The sequence below is a fragment of the Streptomyces sp. NPDC059906 genome (assembly GCF_042730645.1).
GTDB classification, from domain to species: Bacteria; Actinomycetota; Actinomycetes; order Streptomycetales; family Streptomycetaceae; genus Streptomyces; species Streptomyces rubrogriseus.
In genome coordinates this window covers 18,725-43,978 of the sequence record NZ_JBHWKU010000036.1, presented here as the reverse complement: position 1 = coordinate 43,978, position 25,254 = coordinate 18,725, and the positions used below count along the sequence as shown (strand labels likewise).

The window sequence follows — 25,254 nt, the reverse complement described above, 5'->3', positions numbered from 1 at the left end:
GTTTCTCCCTCCTGCCGATCGCTGAGCGCCGGCCGTCACGCGGCCGTGATGGTCACCTTGACGTGCTTCATGATGGGTTGGTCGCTCTGTGTGCTGTAGTCGCTGATGGCGCAGAGTACGTTCATTTCGGGCATATATCCGGCTGCGCATCCGCGGGGGATGTCGTAGGGGACGGCGAGGAAGCCGTCGAGGGAGCGGGTACTGCCGTCTCGGGCCAGGCTGGTGATGTTGACCGGGTCGAATTCGGTCAGGCCGCGCTCGCGCATGTCGTCGGCGTTCATGAAGACGAGGGTGCGGAGGTTCCTGACGCCGCGGTAGCGGTCGTTGTCGGAGTAGATGGTGGTGTTCCACTGGTCGTGGGAGCGCATGGTGCCCAGAGAAAGGGTGCCGGCGGCCGGGACGACGTCCGGCAGGGGCGCGCTGGAGAACTCCGCGCGGCCGGAGGGTGTGTGGAAGACCAGTTCGCGAGCCGGCTGCTTGATGCGGAAGCCGAGTGGCAGACGCACCCGGCGGTTGAAGTCCTCGAAGCCGTCGAGGACTTGCGCCATGGTGTCACGGATGCGGTCGTAGTCCTCGATGTACCACTCCCAGGGGGTGGTGCTGTTGGGCAGGGCGGCACGTGCCATGCCGGCGATGATGGCGGGTTCGGAGAGCAGATGGGGAGAGCCGGGGCGTTTCATGCCGACGGACAGGTGGACCATGCTCATCGAGTCCTCCACGGAGGTGCTTTGGAGGCCCTTGCGCTGGTGGTCCTTCTCCGTTCGTCCCAGACACGGCAGGATGAGCGCCTGGCGGCCGTGGACGAGGTGGCTTCGGTTCAGTTTGGTGCTGACCTGCACGGTGAGTTCGCAGGAACGCAGTCCTTCGTGCGCGTACTGGGTGTCGGGTGCTGCCATGGCGAAGTTGCCGCCCATGCCCACGAACACTTTCACGTCGCCGCGGTGCATCGCCTTGAGGGTGCCGACGGTGTCCAGTCCGTGCGCTCGCGGCGGACTGATCTCGCAGACTTCGGCGAGGCGGTCGAGGAACTGCGCGGTCGGGCGGTGATCGATACCGCAGGTCCGGTTGCCCTGCACGTTGCTGTGACCACGAACCGGGGAGGGACCTGCGCCTTCGCGCCCCAGGTTGCCGCGCAGCAGCAGCACGTTGACGATCTCTCGCACGATGTCGACGCCGTGCTCGTGCTGGCTGATGCCCAGGCACCAGCTGAAGATGCTGCGGTCGGCATCCCGGTAGACACGGGCTGCCTTCAGGACCTCCTCGCGGGTGAGTCCCGACTGGCGTTCGATCTCCTCCCAGGACGTGGCCTCGCATACGGCGCGGTAGGCGTCGATGCCCGTCGTGTAGCGGTCGATGAACTCCTGGTCGACCGCTTTGGGATCGGTGGCGGCCTGTTCCAGAATGGTTTTGGCGATGCCGCGCAGCAGCGCCATGTCCCCGCCGACGCGGGGCTGCAGGTTCAGCGTGCTGGTCAGCGTGGCACGGAACGTCGCCATGTCAAGGAACTCGTGCGGGACGATGGTCCGCGTGGCGGCCGCCTCGACCAGCGGGTTGACGTGGACGATCTGGGCACCGCGGCGATGGGCCTCGGCGAGTGTGGTGAGCATCCTGGGTGCGTTCGAGGCAGCATTGACTCCCAGGATGAACAGCGCGTCGGTCGTCTCCCAGTCCTTGAGGTCCGCGGTGCCCTTCCCTGTCCCCAGAGACGCGTCCAGGGCGCGGCCACTGGCCTCGTGACACATGTTGGAGCAGTCCGGCAGGTTGTTCGTGCCCAGTTCGCGGGCCATCAGCTGGTACAGGAAGGTTGCTTCGTTGCCGAGTCGGCCCGATGTGTAGAACGAGGCCTGATCAGGACTCGGTAGGTTGCGCAGGGCACGACCAACGGTCTCGAACGCCTCTCGCCAGGTGATGGGCACGTAGTGATCCGACTCGGCGTCGTACACCATGGGTTCCGTCAGCCGGCCCTGGTCCTCCAGCTCGAAGTCCCTCCACCCGAGCAGTTCGGTCACCGAATGGGCGGCGAAGAACTCCCGTCCGACCCGTTTGCGGGTCATCTCCCACGTGACGTGCTTGATCCCGTTCTCGCAGATGTCCAGGTGCAGGCCCTTGAGCGAGTCCGGCCACGCACACCCCGGGCAGTCAAAACCGCCGTTCTCGTGGTTCATCCGCATGATCGCCCGCGGCCCGTCCACGAGCTCGTTCTCACTCAGCAGCACCTGGCCCACGCTCTTGGCCGCGCCCCACCCCGCGGCGGGGTGGCGGTAGGGACGGACCTGCGCCTCCCCTCCGGGGACCGGCCCCATGCGCGGCTCGCGCTGTTCCGGCTCACTGCGGGACTCGTCCGACATTCTCATCACTTCCGTCATCCGGATCCGGGCACACGTCGACAGTGATCGCTGACTGTCAGCGTATGCCCGCGAATCGGTGTTCGCCCCTCAACAGCGTTCTCCGGCCCGGGTCAGTCGGCGCGCCGGGGCGGGGTGGGATCCAGATAGACGCGTTTGACGGCCGGGACCAGTGCCCGGAGGCGGGACTCGGCCTCCTCGCAGGACCTTTCGATCTGCTCCGACGTGACAGCGTCCCGGAAGTCGACCTTGGCGGCGATGAGGATTTCTCCAGGCCCCTGCACCAGGGTCGTCAGCTCCAGGACTTCCTGGACGTGTTCGACCGCTGTCAGCTCCCGTTCCACGGCGTCCCGCAGCGATGCGGGAAGGGCGCGACCGACGAGGAGTTCGGTGTTGGACCGGCCGAGAACCCAGGCGACGACGACAAGGAGAAGGCCGATGAGGATGGACGCGATCCCGTCCCACACGTTCGATCCGGTGAGCTGCCCGCCCAGCAGTCCGAGCGCGGCCAGCACCAGGCCCGCGAGGGCCGCCGTGTCCTCCATGACAACCGCCTTGACGGCCGTGTCCGGAGTGTGTCGGAGGTAGCGCAGCATGGGGACGCTGAAATGCCGTGCCCTTCCGGTGGCCTGCTTGATGCCGGTACGCAGGGAGAGGCCCTCGAGGACGAAGGCGACCGCCAGCACGATGTACGAGATCAGTGGGTCGCCGGGCTCCCCTCCGTGCAGCAGAGCCCGAATGCCGTCGTACACGGCGAACACCCCACCGCCCACGAACGTCGCGACGGACGCGAGCAGTGCCCAGATATAGCGTTCGGGACCGTATCCGAGAGGGTGCTCGGCATCCGCGGGCTTCTTGCTGCGCTTGAGAGCGACCAGCAGGAGCAGCTCGGTGACGGTGTCCGCGACGGAATGCCCCGCCTCCGACAGCATGGCACTGGAACCGCTGAGGACACCCGCAACCGCCTTCGCCAGGGCCACCCCGAAGTTGGCGGCCGCTGCCACGATCACAGTGAAGGCGGACCCGCCGGCCCCGGGCCCCCGAGAGGAACCGACCCGAGGATCAAGCAGCGGACGAGTCGGTCCGCCTCCCCCCTTCCCACTATCACTCTTTGAACTCATACGACTACGTTAAGCCACCTCGTCTGCCTTCGGCGCGCGACCAACATGCGCGTGGGACCGACCGACGGTTCGATGACCAAAGCGAGCTCCGCAGGGGCCCTGCAGCGGGTCCCGCGCGGGCGGCGCCCGGGGAAGGAGTAGCAATGATCACTGATTGCGCCATCTACCGCGACGGCCGCAGAGTGCACGGCCGCACGGGACTCCCGGAATCCTTCAACTCCGCACGCACACAGGGAGGGTTCGTCTGGGTGGAACTACACAAGCCCACTCGCCAGGAAATCGATCAGGTCATGGAGACGTTCGGGCTCCATCGACTGGCCGTCGAGGATGCCGTCAAAGCACACCAACGGCCCAAGCTGGAAACCTTCGGTGCGTCGCTCTTTCTCGTACTCAGGCCCGTGATGTACGACAAAGAAACCGGCACTGTATCCAGCGGCGAAATCATGATCTTTCTCGGCGAACACTTCGTCCTGACTGTTCGACACGGAGAGGGATCACAACTGGACGACGCGCGAAAACGCCTCGAGGGCGATCAGGACATGCTCGCGAAGGGACCCGTGGCGGTGCTGTACGCAATCGCCGACACCGTGGTCGATCATTACTTGGATGTGGCAACAGAACTGCTGGTCGACTTGGAAGAATTGGAATCGAAGGTTTTTTCGTCAACAAAAAGGAACCCTACAGAGACCGCATCACACATTTACATTTTCAAACGACAGATTGTGGAGTTTCAGCGGGCCACCAGTCCGTTGACTCAAGCACTTACTGAGCTTTCCGGCGCCGGACCGCTCGGCACGAAGATCCCTCTGGTCCAGGACGCGGGCCGCCCGTTCTTCCGGAATGTAAACAGCCACCTCACGCGCGTGAACGAGTCCGTGGACGCCCTGGACCGACTGGTGTCGGACATCCTGTCCGCCCATCTGGCTCAGATGGGCGTCCGGCAGAACAACGACATGCGGAAGATTTCCGCCTGGGCCGCCATGGCCGCCGTACCCACCATGATCGCGGGCGTCTACGGCATGAATTTCGAGCACATGCCCGAACTTCACTGGATTCAGTCCTATCCGGTCGCCGTTGCCGTCATGCTCGTCCTGGTGGCACTTCTCTACCGCCTGTTCAAGCAAAAGGAATGGATCTGATCACTTGAATTCTGACAGGTGGCGAGCGAGGTGACGACCGGCAGTCGGAGTTCTCCCGTCGCGGGCAAGGTCGGCAGGTCGGCCTTCGGCGACGATGCGGCCACCGGCATCATCGGCTCCGGGCCCCAGGTCCACGACCCAGTCCGCAGCAGCGATGGTACGCAGGTCGTGCTCCACCACGACAACCGTGTTCCCGGCGTCCACCAACCGTTGCAACTGCCCGACCAGGCGATCGATGCCGGCGGGGTGCAGCCCACCAGTAGGTTCGTCGAGGAGGTACAGCGTGTGGCCGTGCGGCGCGCGGTGCAGTTCGCTCACTAATTTGATGCGCTGGGCTTCCCCTCCGGACAGCGTCGTGGCGCTCTGCCCCAGTGTGAGGTAGTCCAGGCCGATATCGGAGAGCAGGGCGAGGATGCGCGCGGCGGGTTGTACGTCCCGAAGGAAGTCGTGGGCTTCCTCCACACTCAACGCCAGCACGTCGGCGATGGTCATGTCGCGATAGCGCACCATGAGGGTGCCGGGGTTGTAGCGGGCGCCCTCGCAGACCGGGCAGGGGGCGGTCTCCGTCGGCATGAAAAGGAGTTCGATGCTGACGACACCGTCGCCCAGGCAGTGCGGACAGCGGCGCTGGGCCTCGGTGAACGAGAACCGGCTCGCGGTGTAGCCGAGTTCCCGTGCGGTCGGCTGGGCAGCGAACAGCTTGCGGACACTGTCGAACAGCCCGGTGTACGTGGCGAGGCTCGAACGCGGGGCGCGTCCGATGGGCTTCTGGTCCACCACCACCAGCCGGCCGACAGGATCGAGCCCGATGCTCGACTCCGCCTTCACACGGTCCTCGCCCATCTCCCAGAGCGGCGCCCCGGCCTCGGTCCCGTCAGCGCTCTCCGGCGCGGAGCCGAAGGGGTCGTCGTCGGTCTCGTCGCCGCGCAGGTGCTCGCGGACCGTCTCCGCGAGGGCACGCCGCACGAGGGTCGACTTCCCGGAACCAGAGACACCGGTGACCGCGGTCAGCGTGCCGAGCGGGAACCTCGCGGCCACGTTCTGGAGGTTGTGGCCGGTGACACCGCGCAGCCGCAACCATCCTTGCGGCGGCCGCGGCTCCTGAGGTCCGGGCACGGCAGGCGCGTCCGGCGTGAGGTACCGGGCGGTCACCGAAGCCGGTGACCGGTGCAGGGCTGCGGTGGGCCCGTTGTAGAGAACCTGGCCGCCGTGGCGGCCGGCACCCGGCCCCATGTCGACGATCCAGTCGGCCGATGCGACTACCTGGGCGTGGTGTTCGACCACGAAGACGCTGTTCCCGGCTCCCCTGAGTCGTCGCAGGGCTTTCAGAAGCAACTCGGTGTCGGCGGCGTGCAGGCCGGCCGAGGGCTCGTCCAGGACGTACAACCCCGAACAGGCCGCTGCGGAGCTGGGTGGCCAGGTGCAGCCGCTGCAGTTCACCGCTGGAGAGGGTCGACGTCGCACGTCCGGTCGCGAGGTAGCCCAGACCGAGGCCCATGAGCGTGCCCACCTGGTCCTGAAGTCCGGAGACCAAGGCGTGGGCGGCCTGTCTGCGCTCGGCGGGCAGGGCGAGAGTGTCGGGGTGGTCGCGCGTGGTCTCCAGGAAGGCCGAGAGCTGAGCGAGGGGCATGGACGTGGCGACCGAGATGTCCTCTCCGGCGATCGTCACCGCCAGAGCCTCGGGGTTGAGCCGCTTGCCGTGGCAGGTGGGGCAGACCTCCTCGGTCATGAAGGACGCGGTCTTCGCCCGCAGGTGCGCCGCCTTGGATGTGGCGAAGGTGTGCAGTACCCGTCTGCGGGGGCTCATGTAGGTGCCCTGGTAGGAGCGTGCGACGCGGTGCGCGTCGCGAACGGGGTGCACCGTGACCGTGGGCTGCTCGTCGGTCGTCAGCAGCCACTCGCGGCGAGCTGCCGGCAGTGTTCGGAAGGGGCGTCGATGTCCACGCCCAGCTCGCCGAGGATGTCGCGGTAGTTCTTGCCCTGCCAGGCGCCCGACCACGCGGCGATAGCACCTTGCCGAATGCTCAGGGACTCGTCACCGACGAGCTTGTCCTCGTCGACGCTGTGCAGGCGCCCCAGTCCGGAACACGTCTGGCATGCGTCCGCCGCCGTGTTCGGCGAGAAGCTGTCCGAGTCCAGCGGTGCCGCGTCCCTCGGGAATGTCCCGGCCAGGTCCTCGGGCGACCGGCCCGCCGGGTAGGTGCCGGCGCGGGAGTACAGCATGCGCAGGACCTTCGAGACGCGGCTCACCGTTCCCACCGTCGAACGCGTGCTGCCGCCGCTGTGCTGCTGACGCAGCGCGACGGCCGGCGGCAGTCCCGTGATCGTGCCGACTCTCGGCACCGAGCCCTGGTCGATCAGTCTGCGGGCGTACGGCGCGACGGATTCGAGGTAGCGCTGCTGGGCCTCGGCGTAGATGGTGGCGAAGGCGAGTGACGACTTGCCAGAGCCGGACACTCCGGTGAACGCCACCACGAGATTGCGGGGTACGTCCACATCGACGTGTCGCAGATTGTGCTCGTCGGCGCCCCGTACCTTGATCTGTCCGGTGCCATGTCTGCAACGTAACCTCGCAACCCGGCACCCGCTCGCATCTGTGGCGATCGGGTGACACTCACAACCCCGCCGCGCGGGCCCTTGATCCAGCAGCAGCGCATACTGCTCCGTCGCGGTCCCCACAGCTTCTGGCGAGGCGGCCGCAGTTTGGTGCTGGCTGTGTCCCACTGGAGTAACGCGGGCGGCGCGGCGGAGAACCAAGATGCGCTGCCGTTCTGTGGTTTCGTACTGTCGCTCGATACACCGTCCGGCGCATTGCCGCAAGCACTCCGGCTCGTGACTCAGATACACGTTCCCACGAGTGCAGCCAGGATGGTCAGCACCGCCACGGACAGTATTACCGTGCGCCACCCAGCCAGTTGGCCGACGGTTCCGATCCCACCGCTCCGGTCCCCGTTCTGAGCAGCAGTTGCGGCAAAGATTGAGATAGTGTCGGTCGTCTCGTCATTCGCAACACTCACAGCCGCTCCAACGGTGGAACTCGTCACTTCGATACTGCCGCATGCCGACTCGTGACCCTGTCGGCGCCAATGCGTTGCTGCTGACGCCGCATACGAAGCCCGGGCACCCCGTGTCGGTTGCCTGACTGAGCTCTGTCATACCCCTAGACGCTGTGGGCTTCCGTGATCAGGACCGCGACGTCGTCGTGGTCGTCGGGGTGGCGCAGGGAGCGCAGGAGGTTCCGGCAGGTGTCCTCGAGCGACTGGGGTTGCCCGTCCAGGGCGTCGACCAGGGCGTCCAGCCGCTCGTCGATGGCGTGATCACGTGTCTCCACCAAGCCGTCGGTGTACAGGACGAGCCTGTCCGCGGGGTTCAGGCCGATGGTCACGGTCTCGAACGGCACTCCGCCGACGCCCAGGGGCGCTCCGGCCCGCAGGGACAGGAGTTCGGGACGCCGTCCCGGGCGTACGAGGACGGGGGGAAGGTGTCCGGCGTTGGCGATACGGCACGTGTGCCGGTGCGGGTCGTACACGGCGTAGAGGCACGTGGCGATGTAGTGCTCGAGCCCGCAGGTGAGTCTGTCGAGGTGCCGGAGCACCTCGTCCGGTTCGAGGTCGAGGTCCGCGTAGGCGCAGGTGGCCGTGCGCAGGCGTCCCATCGTCGCGGCCGCGTCGATGCCGTTGCCCATCACGTCGCCGACCACCAGCGCGGCCCTGTCGCCGGACAGGGGGACGACGTCGTACCAGTCACCGCCGACCTCGCTGGATGCCTGCGCCGGCTGGTAGAGCGAGGCGACTTCGAGCCCGGGGAGCCGGGACGGGTGGCTGGGCAGCAGGCTGCGCTGGAGGCTTTCGGCGGAGTTGCGCACGCTCTGGTACCAGCGGGCGTTGTCGATGGCGATGGCGGCTCTCGCCGCCAGTTCCCGGGCGAGGACGAGGTCGTCCTCGTCGAAGGGAAGCGGGTTCTGGGCGCGTATCAGGTCGAGGGCCCCGAGAATCTCGTTGTGAGCGATCAGGGGCACCGCGAGGTAGGAGTGGACACCGGCGCGTGCGAGCGCGGTCGCGGCCTCCTGGTCCCGTGCGATGCGCGGCAGGTCGTTGGGACCGGTGCGGGGCACCAGGACGGGTCGGCCGGTGTGCACGCACTGCGTGATCAACCGGTCTGCGCCGTACGAGGCGACGTCTCCTACCGGGTCCGCCGCGGCGGCGACCTCGCTCGGGTGGGCGGTCGCGACGGCGAGCGCGCGGAAGAGCTCGGGACCGTCGCGGTGACCGTTGCTCCGGCGGAAGGAGAGAACACTGTCGAGGACGTCGACCGCGGCGACGTCCGCCAGTTCCGGCACGGCGGTGTGGGCCAGTTCCCGCGCGGTCTGCTCCACCCCGAGCGTGGTGCCGACCCGGGCCGAAGCGTCGGCGATCAACGTCAGCCTGCGGCGGGCCCGGTCCGCCTCGGCCGCCACACGGTGACGCTCAGTGACGTCGATGACCGAGTTCGCCACGCCGATCACCCGTCCTCCGGGTCCTTCGAGTCGGTAGTACGACACCGACCAGGCGTGATCATGATCCGGGTCCCCGTCGGTGCGGCCGACGATGTACTGGTCGACCATGGGCATGCCCGTGAGCAGCACCTCCCGCATCATCGCCTCGACGACGCCGATCTCCGAGGAGCGGTGAACCTCGTGCGGCTGCCGACCGAGGTGGTCGGCCGCTGGCACGCCGTTGATGCGTTCCAGGGCGGGGTTGACCAGGAGGTATCGCAGATCCGTGTCCAGCAGTGCGATACCGACCGGTGTCTGCGACACGAGCTGCTCGGACAACGCGAGCCTGGTCTCCGCGCGCTCCAGCACCGCCTGGTCCGCGGCGATGCCCAGGGCGTACACCTCGCCCCGGTCGTTCTCCAACCGCACGTTGCGGAACTCCACCAGCCGCGTACTGCCGTCCTTCCGCTTGACGGGGAAGGCACCCGCCCAGTTCTCCCCCGTACTCAATACCTTGGCGAACAGCTTCATCGCGAGGCCGCGGTGCTCCTCGTGCAACAGAAGCCGGGCGGCGTAGCGTCCCAGCGCCTCCTCGGATGAATATCCGAACACGTCACTGGCCTGCGGGCTCCAGAACACGATCCGCCCCCGGCCGTCCACCACGACGGCCGACACACCAAGCAGATCGAGCAGTCCCCCCGCCGACGACGACCAGGACCGGGAGGTCTCCGGTCCAGGTTCCCAGCTCGCCTCGGAGTCGAGCGCACTCATCGTCATGCCCCCTTCCTGCTGCCACGGCCGCACCCGCCGCATCAACGGCTCGCCCCTCCATCCTGCTCCTTACCTAGGGCCAACAACAGCGGAAGCGAACCCACAGCCACAATGCGCCGGAGCCGCTTTTTCGAACCGTGGTCCTGCGACTGCGGCCCGGGGGGCGTCACAGGGGCAGGAGGCACTGGCTGGTAGGCACTATCAACCTGCCGCCGCGACGCCTCGGCGAACCGAGCACCCACCGAACGATCCCCAGCATGGTGTGTCGTCGCAGTCCTGCGAGGACAGCGCCACCACGGCGAACACGTGGGCACAGTGCCTCCTGGTGCTGATCACCACACGCAGGTCAGGGACCAACTTCCCCGCCCCCGCCAGATCGCGGGCGGGGGTCCCCCGCGGACAGAACGAGGGGCTGTGGTGGACGTAGCGCCGCCCGTGGCGTCCCCTGAACTCGGCCCAACAGCTTCATAGACCCTACGAACTCGTTCCACTTCCCGCATCGACCAGGCCACCTGCAATCAAGTTGTGCCTTGTCGACAGGTGGTATGCTGCCGAGTTGATCCCTTCTGATGCATGATCTGCCCTCCAGAAGGGATGGTCTGGAGTGGTGCATCAGCGCAAGGTGGCCCTGGCCGGGTCGGCTCATCTGGAGCTCGCCTCCGGGGTGGTCCAGCTGCGTCCCGAGGACGCGATGTTCGAGGCGATGCTGCGCGGCTGGCGTGCTCAGCAGAAGTCGCGGGGGCTGAAGGACGGCACGATCGACTCGTGGGAACGGCTGATCCGCCGGTTTCTGGACTTCACGAACGAGTACCCGTGGCGATGCACGCCCGCTCACCTGGACGAGTGGTCGGCGTCGTTGACGAGCGAGAGACACTTGGCACCGTCCACGGTCCGCAGCTACCAGGGCATCGTCCGGCTGTTCACCGAGCTCCTCATCGACGCCCGATACGGCTGGGTCCCGGCCTGCGAGGAAGCCTTCGACACCTTCCCGGTGGCGATCTGCCATGAGCGGAATACCCTCCCCTCACCTGCAGGATTACGAGGGAGACCCCGAGGCCAGGCCCTTCACGCGAGAAGAGCTGCAGTGTTTCCTCGATTACGTCGACGACCAGGTCGAACGAGCGGTACGGGCGAAACGCAAGGGAGTGCTCGCGGCCTACCGCGACGCCACCCTGTTCAAGGTGATCTACGGGTGGGGACTTCGGCGGACCGAGACGTCCAAGCTCGATGTGGTCGACTTCGGACGTAACCCGCAGGCCCGCCAGTTCGGCCGGTACGGCACGCTCAACGTCCGCTACGGCAAGGCGAAGAAGGGCCAGCCGCCGCGCCGGCGGAACGTGCTGTCGGTGATGGACTGGGCCGTCGAGGCGGTCGCCGACTACGTCGAGAACGTCCGCCCTCGCTTCGGGTTCCCCGATCACCCTACTCTGTGGATCACCGAGCGCGGGGGCCGCCGGCAGCCCGGCTCGATCAACGACCGGTTCGAGGGATACCGGGACGCTGTCGGGCTGACGAAAGAGCTGACCCCGCGCAGTCTTCGGCATTTTGTCTCCGCTTAGTTTCCGTGTGGCGATTGGCTCCAACTGGGCGGATGGCCTGGGGGTTTGGGCTTTGCGCTGAGCCGTGTGGTGTTTCTACTGTCAGCGCCCATGATCCTGAGCTTCTTCTCGTCCCGGGGCTGGGAGTCCTGGGACGTCGAGCATCGGCCGCTGATCCCCGAGGGGATGCCCGTGCTCGTCGACGACGACCTGTGCTTCGAGGACGGTCCGGCCGCGCCGCGTCCGACGGTGGTGGTGAACCGGTGGTTGCGTGAGCTCCCGGCCAGTGGGGCGCCGGCTCCGAGCTCGTGGGAGAACTACGCGCGGGTGGTCAAGGAGTGGATGGAGTTCCTGGCCGAGCATGGGGTGGGTCTGTTCGACTCGCGGGTACGGTTGAAGGCTGGCCTGAGCCGGTACGCCGAGCATCGAGCGGCGGGTCCATTGAGGGCCCCGTTCGCGGCGACGACGTGGGGCCAGCACATGAGCGTCCTGTCGCTGTTCTACCGGTGGGCGATGCACGAGGAGTACGCGAAGGCCGAGCCGTTCACCTACCGCGCCGCGCGAGCCCTGTTCGCCGGGACCGGCCGGGAAGTGAAGGTGAACCTGGCGGTCCGCCGCACCCCGAAGCCGCACGTGACGATCAAGTACCTGGAGCCGGACTTCACCGAGCTGTTCCGCAACGGACTGCGCGGACTGGCACCGGACGGCTCGCAGGACACCGGCTTCCACGGGCGGGAGCTGACCCGCAACGCGGCTGTCGGGGATCACGCGCTGGCCACCGGAATGCGGCTGCAGGAATTCACCTACCTGCTTCCCTGGGAGATCCCTGCCCTGCCGCCGGAGCCGACCGCAGTTCCCATCCCGTTCCCGGTGCCAGCGGGGATCACCAAGGGCAAGAAGTTCCGCACCACGTGGACCTCTTACGAGGCCCTGGCCGGGCTGCACGACTATCTCGAGCTGGACCGGGCCGCCACGACGGACGGCTCACTCTGGCGGCCGCCACGGCGGTGGGGCGAACCGCTGATGGTGAGCGAGCCGGACGCCCGGGGAGGACTGATCAACGGAGTCCGGCGGCCCTGGGAGTCGCTGACGCCAGCCGAGCGGCGTCGCTTGGTCGCCCCGGAAGGCGGTTCGTGCCTGCTCGCGGTGAAGAACGGTGGAGGACCGTTCACCGCCTGGGCCACGGTCTTCGAGCGGACCTCGGACCGGATCCGGGCCCGCTTCGAGCCCCGGTTCCCGCACGTCTGGCCCCACCGATGCCGTCACACCTTCTCGATGAGGACCTTGAAATACCTGGTCACCGGGCACTACCGGCAGGCCGCGAAGCTCGTGCGGGACACCGATGCCGACGCCGCCCTGGTCTTCTACCTCAGCAAGGCCGACCCGCTGCTGGTTCTTCGTGATCTTCTAGGACATTCCACTGTCCTCACCACGGAAAAATACCTCCGGCGCTTGGACACAACGCGCATCTTCCGGGAGGCATACGAGGGTGCCGGTGCCGCAGCCGGACTGACCGACGACGCGAGCGCCGATCGGGAAGCCGCCGCCGAGTTCGACGACGACATCGAGGACGGGGCTGCTTGATGCCGACCATGCTGATCGACCAGCCCCTGGGAATCACCCGCGTGTTCAGCGACGGAAGCCGTGCGGCGTTTTCGCTGGACGGCCTGCCGAACCCGTTGCTGGCCCGGCAGTTGGCCACCGGCCTGGTGGACCTGATCCACCCGCACGGCACTGCGGATTCCGCGGGCACGGTCAACCACTACGCCCAGGCGATCCGGGGCATGGTGCGGACACTGGCCGCGCAGGGCTTCACCGGCGGCCTCGACCAGCTCAGACGGGGCAGGCTGGCCGAGTATTTGATGGGATGCTCGGGCGGCCGGGAGGCATGCACCCGCGCGATGATCGAGGCGTTCGGTCAGGCCGGCGGCTCGCTGACGGACGGTGTGCTGGAGCTCGCGGCTGGACGGAACTTCAACGTTCAGCCGAACCACCACACCCTGCCTCCCTACTCCGAGACCGAGTGGCAGCGGCTGGGAGACCTCTGCCGACGACTCGTCGAGGAGTCGTACGCGGCCCACCGGCAGGCCCTGACCTCTGTCGCTCACGGCCAGCACCCCGCCGAGGGCGGATGGACTCCCCGAAATCTTCGCTGGCTGCTGGCCACCATCGAGCCGGTGAACATCTCCACGTTCGGCCGCAACGTCGGCATCTCGGCCGCTCTCGTTCACCGACGCGGCGGCTTCCACGACGCGACGCAGGCCCTGTTCCCGCACCTGGAAGTGCTCATCGCCTACCGGCTGCTGTTCGGCATCTACTCCGGCATCGTCCCCGACGGCATCGAGGACCTGGTCACGCAGGACGTCGACTGGGCCGGGGACTCCACGATCCTGCTCTCCTACGTCAAGGGCCGCACCGCCGCCGAGAGCCTGAATCTGCCGCGCAGGGCCGTGCGCCTGCTGGAGCAGTGGCTGGCCCACTCCACGCTGCTGCGGAGCTTCGTTCCGCCGGACGAGGGCCGCAAACTGTGGTTGGGGCTGAGCCGGGCCGGCGGTGACCGCCGGGTGAGGCAGTTCGACCGCGTCGCCATCCAGCGGTGGGTCCAGCGGCACCAGCTGGTCGGAGACGACGGGCAGCCCTTGAAGATCCATCGGTCCCGGATCCGCACCACGCACGAGGCGATGCGGGATAAGAGCACGTGGACCGGCAGCGGCCGGGCCACCATCGACCCGAACCACACCCCCGCCGTCGAAGGCGACCACTATCTGACGGCCACGACCCCCGCCCAGCAACGGGCGGTCGAGGCCGTGATCGAAGACGCCCAGCATGACCTGCTGCGCAGGTCGCATCCGCCGACGGTGATCAGCGAGGAAGAGGCCGCCGCCCTGGCCGAGGGATATCCGCAGCTCGTGGCGGACCTTGCCCTCGACGACGAGGTGATCGCCGAACTCGTGGGCGGACAGCGGGATGTGTTCACCGCCGCATGCGGCGATCAGCTGTCCGGACTTCACGGCCCGAAGGGCAAGCCCTGTCCGGCCCGCCCCTGGGTCTGCCTGTTGTGTCCCCTGGCGGTGTTCGCACCACGGCACGCGGTCAACCTGCTGCGGCTGAAGGCGTTCTTCTCCCGGCAGTGGCAGCAGATGCCCGCCGCCCACTTCATGGCGGTCTTCGGCCCCTACGCCGCCCGCATCCAGCAGGTCCTGGACCGCTTCGATCCGGCCGTGGTCACCGCGGCCGCCGCCCACGTCACCGACCGGGACGACGAACTTCCCCTGCCACCCGAGGAGATGACCGCATGAACACCGCTCTCGCACCCGCATTCGATGGACGCTCTGCCGTCTTTGCCGGCGCCGATGTCTGCGACGAAGCCGGCCTGACCCTTCCGGTCAACGCCGATCGCCCTGTGTTCGAGGACGACATCTGGGACTTCACCCACGTCATCGGACTGCCGACCCAGCTGAGCCCCTCGCTGAGGCGCTTCGACTTCACCCTGATCAAGGACTCGCGTTGGCGACTGGTGGCCAAGGAACTGGTCCTGGCGATGCTCGCACCCCGCCACCAGACGATCGCCCCATTGCCCCGCGCCTTCCGCAACCCACTCCACGTCACCAGCTGCCGCGGTCGCCTCGACGAACTTGTCCGCTTCTTCAGCTGGCTGAGTGACCAGGCGACCAGCAGCCTGCAGCAGATCACCACCCGGGATTGCGAGGCATATCTGGCTCACCGCCGCTATGTGCTCGACGAGGACGGAGCCGTGGTCGGCGAGAATAGCCACGCGACCAGGAGATCGGCCGCTCAGGTCGTCGTCGACCTGGTGAACTACCGCGATCTGTTCACCGCCGACCGGGTTTCCGCCGAGCTGCGGCCCTGGGGCGGTGCTACCGCCTCCGCCGTCGCGGAGATGCCTTGCGGCCGAGAGGAGAACAAGACCCAACCCGTCGCGGACGAGATCATGCAGCCGATGCTCGCGGCCGCCCTCTACTTGGTGTCCACACTGGGCCCGCACGCCGTCGACCTGGCACACAAGATCCGCGAATCCGACCTTCACTCGGTACGGCGGGCCCAAGGACTCAAGCGCGTCGGCCCCAAGAACCGCGTCCCGGTCCGGGAACTCAGCGAAATCCTCGCCGAGTACACGCGAACGTGCACAGCCCTGCCCATGCTGGAGGACCATTACATCTCGAAGCGCCTCGAACAGGGCTGGGTCGAGGACGATCCTCTTCTCCCGGTGGCCATGGGCACCCTCGCCCGCCGGGCCGGGCTGAGCCAGTTCTGCCATCCATGGCTGCCAACCATGCGGCCGGCGCTGGAAGACGCCCTGGCCCAGGTCGGTGTCGAGAGACCGTTCGGCCGCGAAGCCGACCTGGTTCCCGCGGCCGATGGAAAAGCGTCACTGCCCTGGACCCTGCCGCTGTCCCGACTCCAGGCCGTCGCCCTGGTCGGCATCGTCCGCACCGCCGCGATCATCACCGCTGCCGCCATCTCAGGCATGCGCGCGAGTGAGCTGATGGAATTGCGCATCGGCTGCCGGCAACCGCCCGAAGAGTCCGTCCCGGGCCTGTCCCGCTACCGGATCGCCAGCAAGATCGTCAAAGGGCAGCCGCTGGGCGGCACCGGCGACGAGTGGGTCGTCATCGAGCCAGTCTATCGCGCGATCGAGCTCCTCGAGCAACTGCACGACGCCCCGGCAGAAGGAGCCCTGCTGATCGGCAGGTTCTCCTTCAACGTCCGCTTCAAGTGGTTCAAGAACTGGACCAACTCCGAAGTCGGCCGACGACTTGGCCTGGCGATGATCCCCAAGGGACCAGTCAACTTGCGGATGCTGCGGCGTACTTTGTCCCTGGAAATGGCCTACCGGCCCGGCGGCGTCCTGGCTGCCAAGATCCACATGAAACATATCGCCGTGGCCACAACGGAGGGCTATGCCTCGCGCCCTGGCGGGGCCCAGGCCGAGCTGTTGGCTGAGGTCAACAAGCACGAGAGCGAGCGCAATCTCCAGCTGGCACTGGAGGAGTTCCGAAACTACCAGGACGGCGTTCTGCCCGCCGGTCCCGGCGCCCGCAGCCTCACCGAGTTCTTCGCCGGCATCGACGCCCAGCTCGATGCCGCCTCGGCCACGGCCCCGAAAACCCAGCGCAACGACCGAGACGTCCTCAACCTCCTGACCAAACGCGCCAACGTTCTGCACCTCGGACCGGCGAACTACTGCTGGTTCACCGACCCGTCCCGGGCACTCTGCCTCAAGCTGGCCGACACCCCGACGGCCGACCGTCCGCTGGTCGGGATGTGTGACTCCGCCCGCTGTCCGCAGGCCACCCATCACCCCTGCCACCGGCCCGTCTGGGCCGAGCACGCCGAACGCACCGAGACCTTCCTCGGCCAGCTCGGCACCACACGCAAGACCGAACGCACCCGGCTCCAGGCCGACTACGACAGGGCCCTCCGCGTCGTCGCCGAGATCGACGCCGCCAGCACCACCATGGACGAGGAGTCCGCATGAGAATCTCCGCAGCCCAGCGGGCCGAGAACGAGAACCGCATCCGGGCCGCCATGGACCGGCTCCTCCGAGGCGAGATCCCGCCCGGCGGAAAGTGCGACATCAAGACCCTCGCCGCCGAAGCCGCGGTCGACCGCACCGCGTTCTACGGCACCCGCCCCTACGCTCACCTCCGCGTCGAGTTCGAACGACGGGTCCAAGCGCTGCAGCAGGCCGGCGAGATCCCCGACCCCCGCGAAGCCCAGATCACACGCCTCAAGGCGGAGAATGCCAAGCTCAGGGAGCGACTGGCCAAGTCGGAACAGACGATCGACGAGCTCGCGGACTTCCGCACCCAGGCCCTGGCCCGGCTCGCCGCACAGCACGAGGAGATCGTTCGGCTCCGTGATGCCGCCGCCGGGGCCAGCCGGGTCAGCCGCGTTCCCGCACCACGAACCACCGTGATCGGGACGTGCAGTTGAAGCACGATCTCCGCGGGTCAGGCAGGCTCGGGGAGGTGACCGAGATGCTCGATAACGCGCTCGCGCAGAAGGAGATACTCCTCCCAGCGCCGAGGAAGAGGCCCAGGTGGACGTTTGACGACCCGGGCTGCGGTGACGGTCTGGCCATCCCGGAACTGCTCGTGCGTCAGGTCGAGGTCCACACCGCTGGGCAACCGATTCCACCAGTGAAATCCGTGCTGTTCCCCGCCGCAGTGGACCTCCCCGACCATGAGGTCGCCACCGAAGATGTCGTTCACTATCAAAGCGGTGATGTCACAGTGACCCCATGCCGGGTTGTCGGGCTGCCAGCCGGCGCGGGCGAGGTCGTCCGGGGAACAGGTGTCAGCGGCCCAACTGGCCCGCAGAGCCTTGTCGATGACCAGGAGGTTCCAAGGGATCATGCCGACAGCATCGCAGTCGCCACTGACATCGGCGGATCGCCGGGGAGACGCCTCTTCAGCTGCCGGCCCGGACTCGGACTGCAGGTATCGGCACAGAGCTTTCCGCCCTCCCGGAACGAAGAGCCGTCGATCGACGACCTCGCGCAATTCGGCCTCTGTCAGCCAGCCCTGCCAGGCGATCTCGCCTGGGTCCGGGATCAGGGGTTCAGTCACGACAGCCTCATGCACCCCAAACCACACGGGGCTGATCCCCTCCCGGCAAAGGAACTTGAACATGAAGCGCACGGGCACACGAACGCCCAGCTCTTCGGACAGTTCCCGGGCCGCGGCTTCCTCATACGACTCACCCACGTTCACGGCGCCACCGACCATCACGTCGTAGTAGCCAGGGAACCGGGAATGCGTCTCGGACCGTCGCAGAACCAAGATCCGCCCTTCCCGATCACGGCAGATCGTCGTCGCAATGCGATGCGGCCAGTCCTGACGCTCCGCCTCGCCTCGTTCGACGACTCCCAACACGCGGTCCTGCTCATCTACATGCTCCACCAATTCGCTCACGGAGGCACGATCCCAGTCCCCACTGACAGCGAGGCCCCAGGAACACGAAAGAGAGTGACCTGCATCACGGGAGGTCCTGCGGAATACAACACAGCCGACCATCTGCGTCGCGCAAGCCGCCTCTGCGATCGGACCTGGCCAATCGCCACACGGAGTCATCCGCACACGGCCTCTGCTAACACAAGGCACAGGTATGTCACGCACCTGACCGAGGACGGGGTGGACCGGCGCTTCATCCAGCAGCAGGTCGGCGACGAGTGCGACAGCTCCCTGGGCATCTACACGCACGTCAGCGACGACTTCATGAACACTTCCCTGCACAAGGCACTGGCCCCGGCGTTCGCCGGGGCCTGACAGGAGGGATCCGGCGTTGGCCGCCAAGCTCGACTACCACTGGCACCTGCGCAAGGTCATGGCAGACCGCGGGATGTTCTCCACCACCGACCTCCTCCCTCCGCTCGCCGAACGCGGCATCACGCTGTCCACGAGCCAGGTCTACCGGCTCGTCGTCGAGCGACCGGAGCGGCTGAGCCTGAAGATCCTCATGGCCCTGCTCGACATCCTCGACTGCACCATGGGCGACCTCATCGAGCCCATCGCGGCGGCCGGGGTCGTGAAGAAGCCGAAGAACGCAGCCGCTGGCGGCTCGGCGCCCGAGTCGGAGGGGCTCGGCGGACTGCGTCCCAAGCGTGCTCGCATCAGAGGGGATGATCGGTCTTGACCACGGCTGACCTGGATCGCGCCGTCGTGGACCCGATCGGTCTGATCACAGACCTCGTCACCGATGCCGAGAAGGAACTCGGCGCCGAGAGGATCCGGGCCGTGGGCACCGCGGTCGCGGGCGGCCGCGCGAAGTCACGGAGCCCGGCCAAGGCCCTGGCGATGCGACCCGCGCTCCTGACCGACGGCCGGTCCCCGGCACCCCGGGCGATCGGTGATCTGCCCATCGAGCTCCCCAAGGCCGGCGCCTCAGCGATCGCGGCACCGGTCTGCGCCGAGTGCGGCAAGCAGCTGCGAAGCGTCCAGCGCAAGGGCCAGGACTGGTAATGCGGAGTCTGCGGGCAGGAGAGAGCCGAGTGCACCGCCTGCGGCAACGTTCGACGCGTCGGCTTCCGGGACCGCAAGGGCCTGCCCCGCTGCAAGATGTGTCCCAACAACGACGACCGTGATCCTGCCGCGGTCGTCCACGAACTGATCACCGCGATCGCCCCTGGCGCCGACCGTGACGCGGTCGCCGAGGCCCTCCGCCGGTCGGCACCCCACCGTCCGCACTATCGCCAGAGAGTGGTCTGGGCCCTGGAGGACAACCCTCGCCTGCTGACCGGGGAGGGACACCTGGCGCCACACCGAGCCATCCTGCGGTTCATCGACCTGCTGCACGAGGCCGAGCTCGCCGGGATCATCCGGCCCGCCTGCCCTCGCTGCCACCGAGTGGTCCGCATCGAAGAATGCGTACGCTGCGGCGCCCGGCGCGAACCGGCCACCCGCGACGCCGCCGGGCGACCACCGTGTCCGAGCCGCCTGGTCAAGGACCGGGCCAACCCGGAGACGTGCATCGTCTGCGGCGAGTCACGCATGGTCAGCAACCGCACCGCGGACGGGCCGATCTGCCCGAACTGCCATCCCCTGCCCATCTTGCTCTGTTCGATCTGCGGTCGCACCGCACCCTGCATGCTCTCGAAGCTCACCGGCCTGCCTCGCTGCGGCGGCTGTGACAGGCGCCAAGCTCACTGCACCGTTTGCGGACGAAGGCGCGGCATCCACTCCGGCACGCCGACGCCCCGTCTGCGGCCCCTGCACCACGCCAGAGGCCGAGCTCTGGCGCCCCTGTCCCACTTGCGGACAAGCCGAACGGCTGCACGCACGGGACCGTGCCCGCGCTGCACCCTCAAGCAGCGGCTCCACGAACTCCTCGCCGATGACACCGGCTCGATAAACCCGAAACTGCAGTCCCTTCACGACACCCTGGCCGACACCGAGCGGGCCGACACCGCGATGCGCTGGCTCCAAGGGCATCGTCTCCACCGTCCTGTCCGATCTCGGCTCCGGCCGGCGGCCTCTCGCCCATGAGGCCCTGGACGAGCTCCCCGAAGGCAAGGTCGTCGAGCACATCCGCAGCGTCCTCGTCGCCACCGAAGTCCTGCCCCAGCGGGACGAGCAGATGGTCCGTCTCGAACGGCACGTGCAGGACCTCGTCACCTCCCACGCGACGGCCGAGGGCCGGAAAGTCCTGCACCGGTACGCAGCATGGCATCTCCTGCGCCGGCTCCGCCAGCGCAGCCGCGGCAAGGAGATCACGCACTACCAGCTCACGGTCGCCCGCCAGCATCTGCGGGCGGCCGTCCATCTCCTGGACTGGCTCGAGGAACAGAATTTGACCCTGACCACCTGCCGCCAGGCCGACCTTGAACGCTGGATGACCAGCGACGACGTCCGCCATCGCCGGGAGGCAGGCCACTTCGTGCGCTGGGCCCTGGCCCCGGAGATCGCCCGCGATCTCAGCTTCCCCGCCGAGCGATGGAACGGCCCCTCCCAGGCGATGGACGACGAAGCCCGCTGGGACACCGCCCGCCGCCTGCTGCACAACGGCACTCTCAAGCCCGAAGACCGCCTGGCAGGACTGCTGTTGCTCCTCTATGCCCAGTGGCCCGCGGCGATGTCCCGGCTCACCGTCGACCACATCGAGGAGACGGACGGAGCCGTGCGCATCCGCCTCGGCGCCGTTCCGGTCGAGCTTCCCGCACCCGTCGCTGATCTGGCCCGACAGCAGGTCGCGGTTCGCCGCAGCCATGCCGTCCTCGCCCGAACAGAGTCACCCTGGCTCGCTTCCCCGGCGGCCAGCCCGGCCGTCCGATCAGTGCCTGGGCCATGGGCGAACGACTCCGCAAACTTGGCATCCGGCTCGGGGAAGCCCGCTCGACCGCGCTCTTCCAGCTCGCCACCGAGCTGCCCGCCGCCGTCCTCGCCCGCACCCTCGGCATCGACATCACCGTCGCCGTCAAATGGCAGCGAGCCGCCGCCGGGGACTAGGCGCCCATGCGGCCGAGGTCAGCCGCCGCCACCATGACGTCTGAGTCCAAAGGCAAGGCAGCAACACAGATGCTGCTACGTGATGTTGAGTACGGCGACGCGCCTACGTCCGGATGCGATGCGACCCGGTCATGATGGCCGAGCTGGGTGGGCCGCTGCCTCGCGAGGGCATGGCGGCGAAGGTCCAACGTGATGTTCAACGGGTGGCAGCGGACACCGACTGGACAAAGATGATCGTGCCCGATGAGGCCGAGCTGGACGTGGTCGCGGGAACCGTGACCTTGTGGGCCCATGACGCAGACGGCGAGCGCGTCTCCGAAATCGGCTGGATGGTGCTGCCGGAGTACCAGGGACGGGGACTCGGGAAGCAGGGCGTCCGCACGCTGCTTGAGCTGGCCCGCGACGACGGCCGGTGGGGGCTGATACACGCATGCCCCGCAACAACCAACGCTGCGTCCAACGGCATCTGTCGCACCCTCGGCTTCCGATTCCTGGGCAAGCAAGACGTGTCCTTCGCCGGTCGAGTCCTGCACACCAACCACTGGGCTATCGACCCTCGCACCGACCTGACCTGAAACAGGTCCGCAGCATGCCGGGGGCCCACACGGAGTCCCGGCAGCGGGGCATTCGGAGAGTGCCCATACCCGACTCCACCATTACACCCGGACGTACCCAAATCACGGCCGCCGGAGCAGCGCTCTCCGCCCACCTCAGCGTGCTCCGCGCACCGCGCTCCCTGCCGAGCCCGATCGTCATGACCCGCTGACCCCGGTCAAGGACGCCGGTCCCCAACTGGTCCCCAAGAATGATCAAGGGCCGGTTTCGGATATCTCCGAAACCGGCCCTGACATGTGACTGTCTCCAGTCGGGACGACAGGATTTGAACCTGCGACCCCTTGACCCCCAGTCAAGTGCGCTACCAAGCTGCGCCACGTCCCGGTGCGCGATCCGGATTCGTCGTGATCGCGCTGGTCAAGCCTACCCCATGCGCGCGGCGGGGCGGAGTCGCCGGCCGGCCCCTCCCCTCCGGGGCGGCCGACGACGTCCGGGGGGGGGCGCGCTACACGGTCCCGGGCGGCGTGATCCCGGACGCCGCCGCCCGCTCGGTCAGGGCGCGCCACACCTTCGGTGCCACCGGTACCCCGTCGGCGGCGCGTTCCAGGGCGAGGGCGGCGCTGCGTTCGCCGGGGTAGTACACGCCGTCGGCGCCGTCCGCGGCCGGCAGGCCCTTCAGGGTGCCGAGGGTCTCGTCCACGGCGGCCGTGAAGTCCGCGGCGTTTCCGCCGAAGGCGGCCGGGGCGAGGGCGATCAGCAGGGCGTTCTGGCGGTGCTCGCGGCCGGCCGGGTCGTCCGAGTGGAAGGACGAGAGGATCGGCGCGCCGACGAGGACGCTGGTCAGCAGCTCGAAGGCGAGGGACATGCCGGAGCCCTTGGCGCCGCCGAGCGGGAGCGGCAGGACGGCGAGCGAGGGGTCGGTGGTGGGGGTGCCGTCAGCGGTGGCGGCAGCGTTCTCCGGCAGCGGGGTGCCGTTCGCCTTCGCCTGGCGGATCCTGCCGAGGGCGATGGTGGCGGTGGCCATGTCCAGCAGCAACGGGGCCCGGTCGGCCGCGGGTACGGCGATGGCGAGCGGGCTGGTGGCGACGGCGGCGCCCTTGACGCCGGTGTAGCCCATGTTGGGCATTCCGGCGACGAAGCCGAGGCCGACCAGGCCCTGTTCGGCGATGCGGGAGACGTAGTAGCCGATGGCGCCGGTGTGCACGGTGCGGCGCACGCCGACGGAGGCGACGCCGAAGGTACGGGCCCGTTCGACCGCCTCGTCGGCGGCGGCCACGAGGGCGACCGGGCCGGGGGCGCGGTCGGCGTCGATCACCGCGGCGGCCGGGGTGGTCGACTCGACCCGGAGGCCGGGGTCGCTGTTGGCGACGCCCTTGGCGAGCAGGTCCAGGTAGGCGGGGACCCGGGCGAGGCCGTGGGAGTCGACGCCCCGGCGGGCCGCCCAGACGAAGACGTCGGCGGTGGTGCGGGCGTGCCGGGCGCTCAGGCCGCCCTTCTCCAGCAGGGCGGCGGCGAAGGCGCCGAGGTCGTCGGCGGGGACGCGGACCTTCCCCGGCCCGGGGGCGGGGGTGGGTGTGTCGGTCATGGGGCGGGCTCTCCTGGGTCAGCGGGTGACGAGGACGTCGACGACGGCGGTGGTGCCGTCCGACACGGCCTTCAACGCGCGCTCCAGGGCGGGCGCGAGGGCGTCGGCGGTGTCGACGGTCTCGGTGTGCATGCCGAACGGTTCGGCGAAGGCCGCGAGGCGGGGCAGCCGGTGCAGGTCGGTGCCGAGCCACTCCCCGGTCTCGGCCGCCGCCCCCTCGGGGTAGAAGCGGCGGTGGTTGAGGTTCATCGACTTGTAGACACGGTTGTTGAAGACGACGATCAGCACCGGCAGGTCGTACGCCTTCGCCGCGTCGTACGACGGGATCACCGGGTTGTAGGTGAAGGCGCCGTCTCCGACGGTCAGGACGACCGGGCGCTGCCGTCCTGCGGCGAGTTTGACGCCGAGGGCGACGGCGATGCCCTGGCCGAGGCCGCCCTGGACGTAGAAGTAGGCGTCGGGGTCGGCGGTTCGCAGGTGGCGCTTGACGACGCGGCTGTGGGTGATGGTCTCGTCGACGACGATGCCGTCCCGGTCGGCCAGCAGTCCGCGCAGGGTGGCGGCGACCAGGACCGGGTCGACTCCCCCGGACTGCCCCGCCTTCGCCTCCGCGGCGGCGACGGCGGCCTGCTCGGCGGCGTGGCGCTCCTCCTGCGCCGCGCGCCGTACGGCCACCGCGGCCGGGTCCAGGTCCCGCGCCCGCTTGGCCAGTTGGCGCAGGGTGTTGGTGACGTTGCCCTCCAGGTAGGCGTCCGCGAAGAGGACCTGGTAGACGATGTGCGGGCGCTGCGGCACCTGGTCGATGACGACGATCTTCGCCTTCGACGGCTTCCGGCTCGGCGGGTAGAACGGGGCGCGGCAGTTGACCAGGAGGATCAGGTCGGCCTCCTCCATCCACGGTCCGATGTCGCTGCCGGCGTGCAGCGGGTGGGTGCGCGGGAAGTTGCCGCACACCGCCGAGTCGGGCTCGACGACCGGGATGTCCCAGGCCTCGGCGAAGGCGACCAGGGCCTCGAAGCCGCCCGCCTCGCGCCCGGCCGTCTCGGTGACGATCACCGGGTTCTGCGCCTCGCGGATCAGCTGCGCGACCGGGTCGACCTCCTCGGGCGAGGAGTGCGTGGAGCCCGGCGCCACGACGGGCTTGGCCTCGCGGCCGTCCCACTCCTCCAGCAGGATCTCCAGCGGGATGTTCAGGTAGGCGGGGCCCGCCGGGGCCCGCCAGGCGAGTTCCGCGGCCCGCGTGACCATCGTGGGCAGGGTGCTGATGTCGGCGGCCTCGTTGGCCCACTTGGTGAACGGCTGGGCCACCTGGTGCGGCCCGCCCACGATGGACAGGTTGCGGTACCACTGGCCGCCCGGGTCCTGACCGGGGCCGTCGCCGTACGTGGTCGACTCGGAGGAGGCGACCAGCATCGGTACGCCCGCCAGGAGCGCTCCGTGCACGGCCATGGAGCCCTGGAGCAGGCCGGGCGCGGCGTGCAGCAGCACGGCCTGGGGGCGGCGCCGGAGCAGTCCGTAGCCGGTGGCCATGCCGACCGCCACCGTCTCGTGGGTGAGGTCCAGGTAGTGCGGTGCCGGCTCCCCGTCGCGGTGGCGCCGGGCCAGCGACTCCCACACCGGGGCCCATTCGGACCCCGAGGAGCAGAAGACGTGGTCGGCGCCGACGGCGGGGAGGGGGGGGACCACGGCGGCACCCCCCGCGGCGCCCCGCCGGGTAGTGGAGTGCCGGATCACCGGGTCGAACGTGGAGGTAAAAAA

Annotated in this window: 18 protein-coding genes, 1 tRNA gene and 3 pseudogenes; 12 read left to right on the top strand and 10 right to left on the bottom strand. The window is 68.4% G+C overall.

Annotated features, from left to right (window positions below; all coding sequences use genetic code 11):
- Positions 1-35 precede the first annotated feature (35 nt).
- Both ACFV9J_RS34890 and ACFV9J_RS34885 read right to left on the bottom strand, forming a co-directional pair.
- Positions 36-2,348: an FdhF/YdeP family oxidoreductase gene (locus tag ACFV9J_RS34890; protein WP_385361287.1), complete on the bottom strand. Its 2,313-nt coding sequence runs from the start codon at positions 2,346-2,348 to the stop codon at positions 36-38.
- Between the two features lie 110 nt (positions 2,349-2,458).
- A complete protein-coding gene (locus ACFV9J_RS34885) occupies positions 2,459-3,349 on the bottom strand; it encodes a cation diffusion facilitator family transporter (RefSeq protein WP_385361285.1) in 891 nt (296 codons plus the stop codon).
- Positions 3,350-3,609: 260 nt separating this feature from the next.
- Here ACFV9J_RS34885 and ACFV9J_RS34880 point away from each other — a divergent pair, with 260 nt between their 5' ends.
- Complete coding sequence (locus tag ACFV9J_RS34880; RefSeq protein WP_385361282.1) at positions 3,610-4,605, top strand: magnesium and cobalt transport protein CorA; 996 nt, start codon at positions 3,610-3,612, stop codon at positions 4,603-4,605.
- Here the strand turns inward: ACFV9J_RS34880 and ACFV9J_RS34875 are convergent.
- A pseudogene (locus ACFV9J_RS34875) lies at positions 4,606-7,146 on the bottom strand (ABC transporter). It abuts the gene before it with no gap.
- Between the two features lie 619 nt (positions 7,147-7,765).
- The gene (locus ACFV9J_RS34870; protein ID WP_385361344.1) at positions 7,766-9,850 is read right to left on the bottom strand and encodes a SpoIIE family protein phosphatase; all 2,085 of its coding nucleotides are present in this window, start codon (positions 9,848-9,850) and stop codon (positions 7,766-7,768) included.
- 691 nt (positions 9,851-10,541) lie between these two features.
- On the opposite strand from ACFV9J_RS34870, the pseudogene ACFV9J_RS34865 reads away from it, so the two are divergent.
- The 6 genes and pseudogenes from ACFV9J_RS34865 to ACFV9J_RS34840 all read left to right on the top strand — a co-directional run.
- A pseudogene (locus ACFV9J_RS34865) lies at positions 10,542-10,739 on the top strand (phage integrase N-terminal SAM-like domain-containing protein); the annotation flags it as partial.
- A gap of 115 nt (positions 10,740-10,854) precedes the next feature.
- Complete coding sequence (locus ACFV9J_RS34860) at positions 10,855-11,409, top strand: tyrosine-type recombinase/integrase (protein WP_385361349.1); 555 nt, start codon at positions 10,855-10,857, stop codon at positions 11,407-11,409.
- Positions 11,410-11,499: 90 nt separating this feature from the next.
- Complete coding sequence (locus ACFV9J_RS34855) at positions 11,500-12,972, top strand: site-specific integrase (RefSeq protein WP_385361280.1); 1,473 nt, start codon at positions 11,500-11,502, stop codon at positions 12,970-12,972.
- Positions 12,972-14,687: a hypothetical protein gene (locus ACFV9J_RS34850; protein ID WP_385361278.1), complete on the top strand. Its 1,716-nt coding sequence runs from the start codon at positions 12,972-12,974 to the stop codon at positions 14,685-14,687. Before ACFV9J_RS34855 ends, ACFV9J_RS34850 begins: the two co-directional genes overlap by 1 nt.
- Positions 14,684-16,888, top strand: a complete 2,205-nt coding sequence (locus ACFV9J_RS34845; RefSeq protein WP_385361276.1) for a site-specific integrase — start codon at positions 14,684-14,686, stop codon at positions 16,886-16,888. The genes ACFV9J_RS34850 and ACFV9J_RS34845 overlap by 4 nt, the downstream gene beginning before the upstream one ends.
- Positions 16,885-17,346, top strand: a complete 462-nt coding sequence (locus tag ACFV9J_RS34840) for a hypothetical protein (protein ID WP_385361274.1) — start codon at positions 16,885-16,887, stop codon at positions 17,344-17,346. Before ACFV9J_RS34845 ends, ACFV9J_RS34840 begins: the two co-directional genes overlap by 4 nt.
- Positions 17,347-17,363: 17 nt before the next feature.
- Here the strand turns inward: ACFV9J_RS34840 and ACFV9J_RS34835 are convergent, their stop codons facing one another.
- Positions 17,364-17,768 carry a hypothetical protein gene (locus ACFV9J_RS34835; RefSeq protein WP_385361341.1) on the bottom strand — a complete coding sequence of 135 codons (405 nt, stop codon included), beginning with the start codon at positions 17,766-17,768 and terminating at the stop codon, positions 17,364-17,366.
- Between the two features lie 153 nt (positions 17,769-17,921).
- Positions 17,922-18,428, bottom strand: a pseudogene (locus ACFV9J_RS34830) (NUDIX hydrolase); the annotation flags it as partial.
- 117 nt (positions 18,429-18,545) lie between these two features.
- Here ACFV9J_RS34830 and ACFV9J_RS34825 point away from each other — a divergent pair.
- From ACFV9J_RS34825 to ACFV9J_RS34815, 3 genes are read left to right on the top strand one after another with little or no spacing between them, the layout of a single operon-like run.
- Complete coding sequence (locus ACFV9J_RS34825) at positions 18,546-18,680, top strand: hypothetical protein (RefSeq protein WP_385361272.1); 135 nt, start codon at positions 18,546-18,548, stop codon at positions 18,678-18,680.
- Positions 18,681-18,696: 16 nt separating this feature from the next.
- Positions 18,697-19,047 carry a helix-turn-helix domain-containing protein gene (locus ACFV9J_RS34820; RefSeq protein WP_385361270.1) on the top strand — a complete coding sequence of 117 codons (351 nt, stop codon included), beginning with the start codon at positions 18,697-18,699 and terminating at the stop codon, positions 19,045-19,047.
- On the top strand, positions 19,044-19,373 hold the full coding sequence (locus tag ACFV9J_RS34815; protein ID WP_385361267.1) for a hypothetical protein: 330 nt from the start codon (positions 19,044-19,046) through the stop codon (positions 19,371-19,373). Before ACFV9J_RS34820 ends, ACFV9J_RS34815 begins: the two co-directional genes overlap by 4 nt.
- 841 nt (positions 19,374-20,214) lie before the next feature.
- On the opposite strand, the gene ACFV9J_RS34810 is transcribed toward ACFV9J_RS34815, so the two are convergent.
- Positions 20,215-21,117, bottom strand: a complete 903-nt coding sequence (locus tag ACFV9J_RS34810; RefSeq protein ID WP_385361265.1) for a hypothetical protein — start codon at positions 21,115-21,117, stop codon at positions 20,215-20,217.
- Positions 21,118-21,194: 77 nt separating this feature from the next.
- Here ACFV9J_RS34810 and ACFV9J_RS34805 point away from each other — a divergent pair, with 77 nt between their 5' ends.
- Complete coding sequence (locus ACFV9J_RS34805; protein WP_385361262.1) at positions 21,195-21,356, top strand: hypothetical protein; 162 nt, start codon at positions 21,195-21,197, stop codon at positions 21,354-21,356.
- 131 nt (positions 21,357-21,487) lie between these two features.
- On the top strand, positions 21,488-21,931 hold the full coding sequence (locus ACFV9J_RS34800) for a GNAT family N-acetyltransferase (protein WP_385361260.1): 444 nt from the start codon (positions 21,488-21,490) through the stop codon (positions 21,929-21,931).
- A 290-nt stretch (positions 21,932-22,221) separates the two neighbouring features.
- Here the strand turns inward: ACFV9J_RS34800 and ACFV9J_RS34795 are convergent.
- The 3 genes from ACFV9J_RS34795 to ACFV9J_RS34785 all read right to left on the bottom strand — a co-directional run bounded on the left by ACFV9J_RS34795 (position 22,222) and on the right by ACFV9J_RS34785 (position 25,230).
- Positions 22,222-22,295: transfer RNA gene (locus ACFV9J_RS34795), tRNA-Pro, on the bottom strand.
- Between the two features lie 121 nt (positions 22,296-22,416).
- On the bottom strand, positions 22,417-23,496 hold the full coding sequence (locus ACFV9J_RS34790) for an Ldh family oxidoreductase (RefSeq protein ID WP_385361257.1): 1,080 nt from the start codon (positions 23,494-23,496) through the stop codon (positions 22,417-22,419).
- Positions 23,497-23,514: 18 nt separating this feature from the next.
- Positions 23,515-25,230 (bottom strand): thiamine pyrophosphate-dependent enzyme, encoded by a 1,716-nt coding sequence (locus tag ACFV9J_RS34785; protein WP_385361339.1) that lies wholly within the window; start codon positions 25,228-25,230, stop codon positions 23,515-23,517.
- Positions 25,231-25,254: the final 24 nt, after the last annotated feature.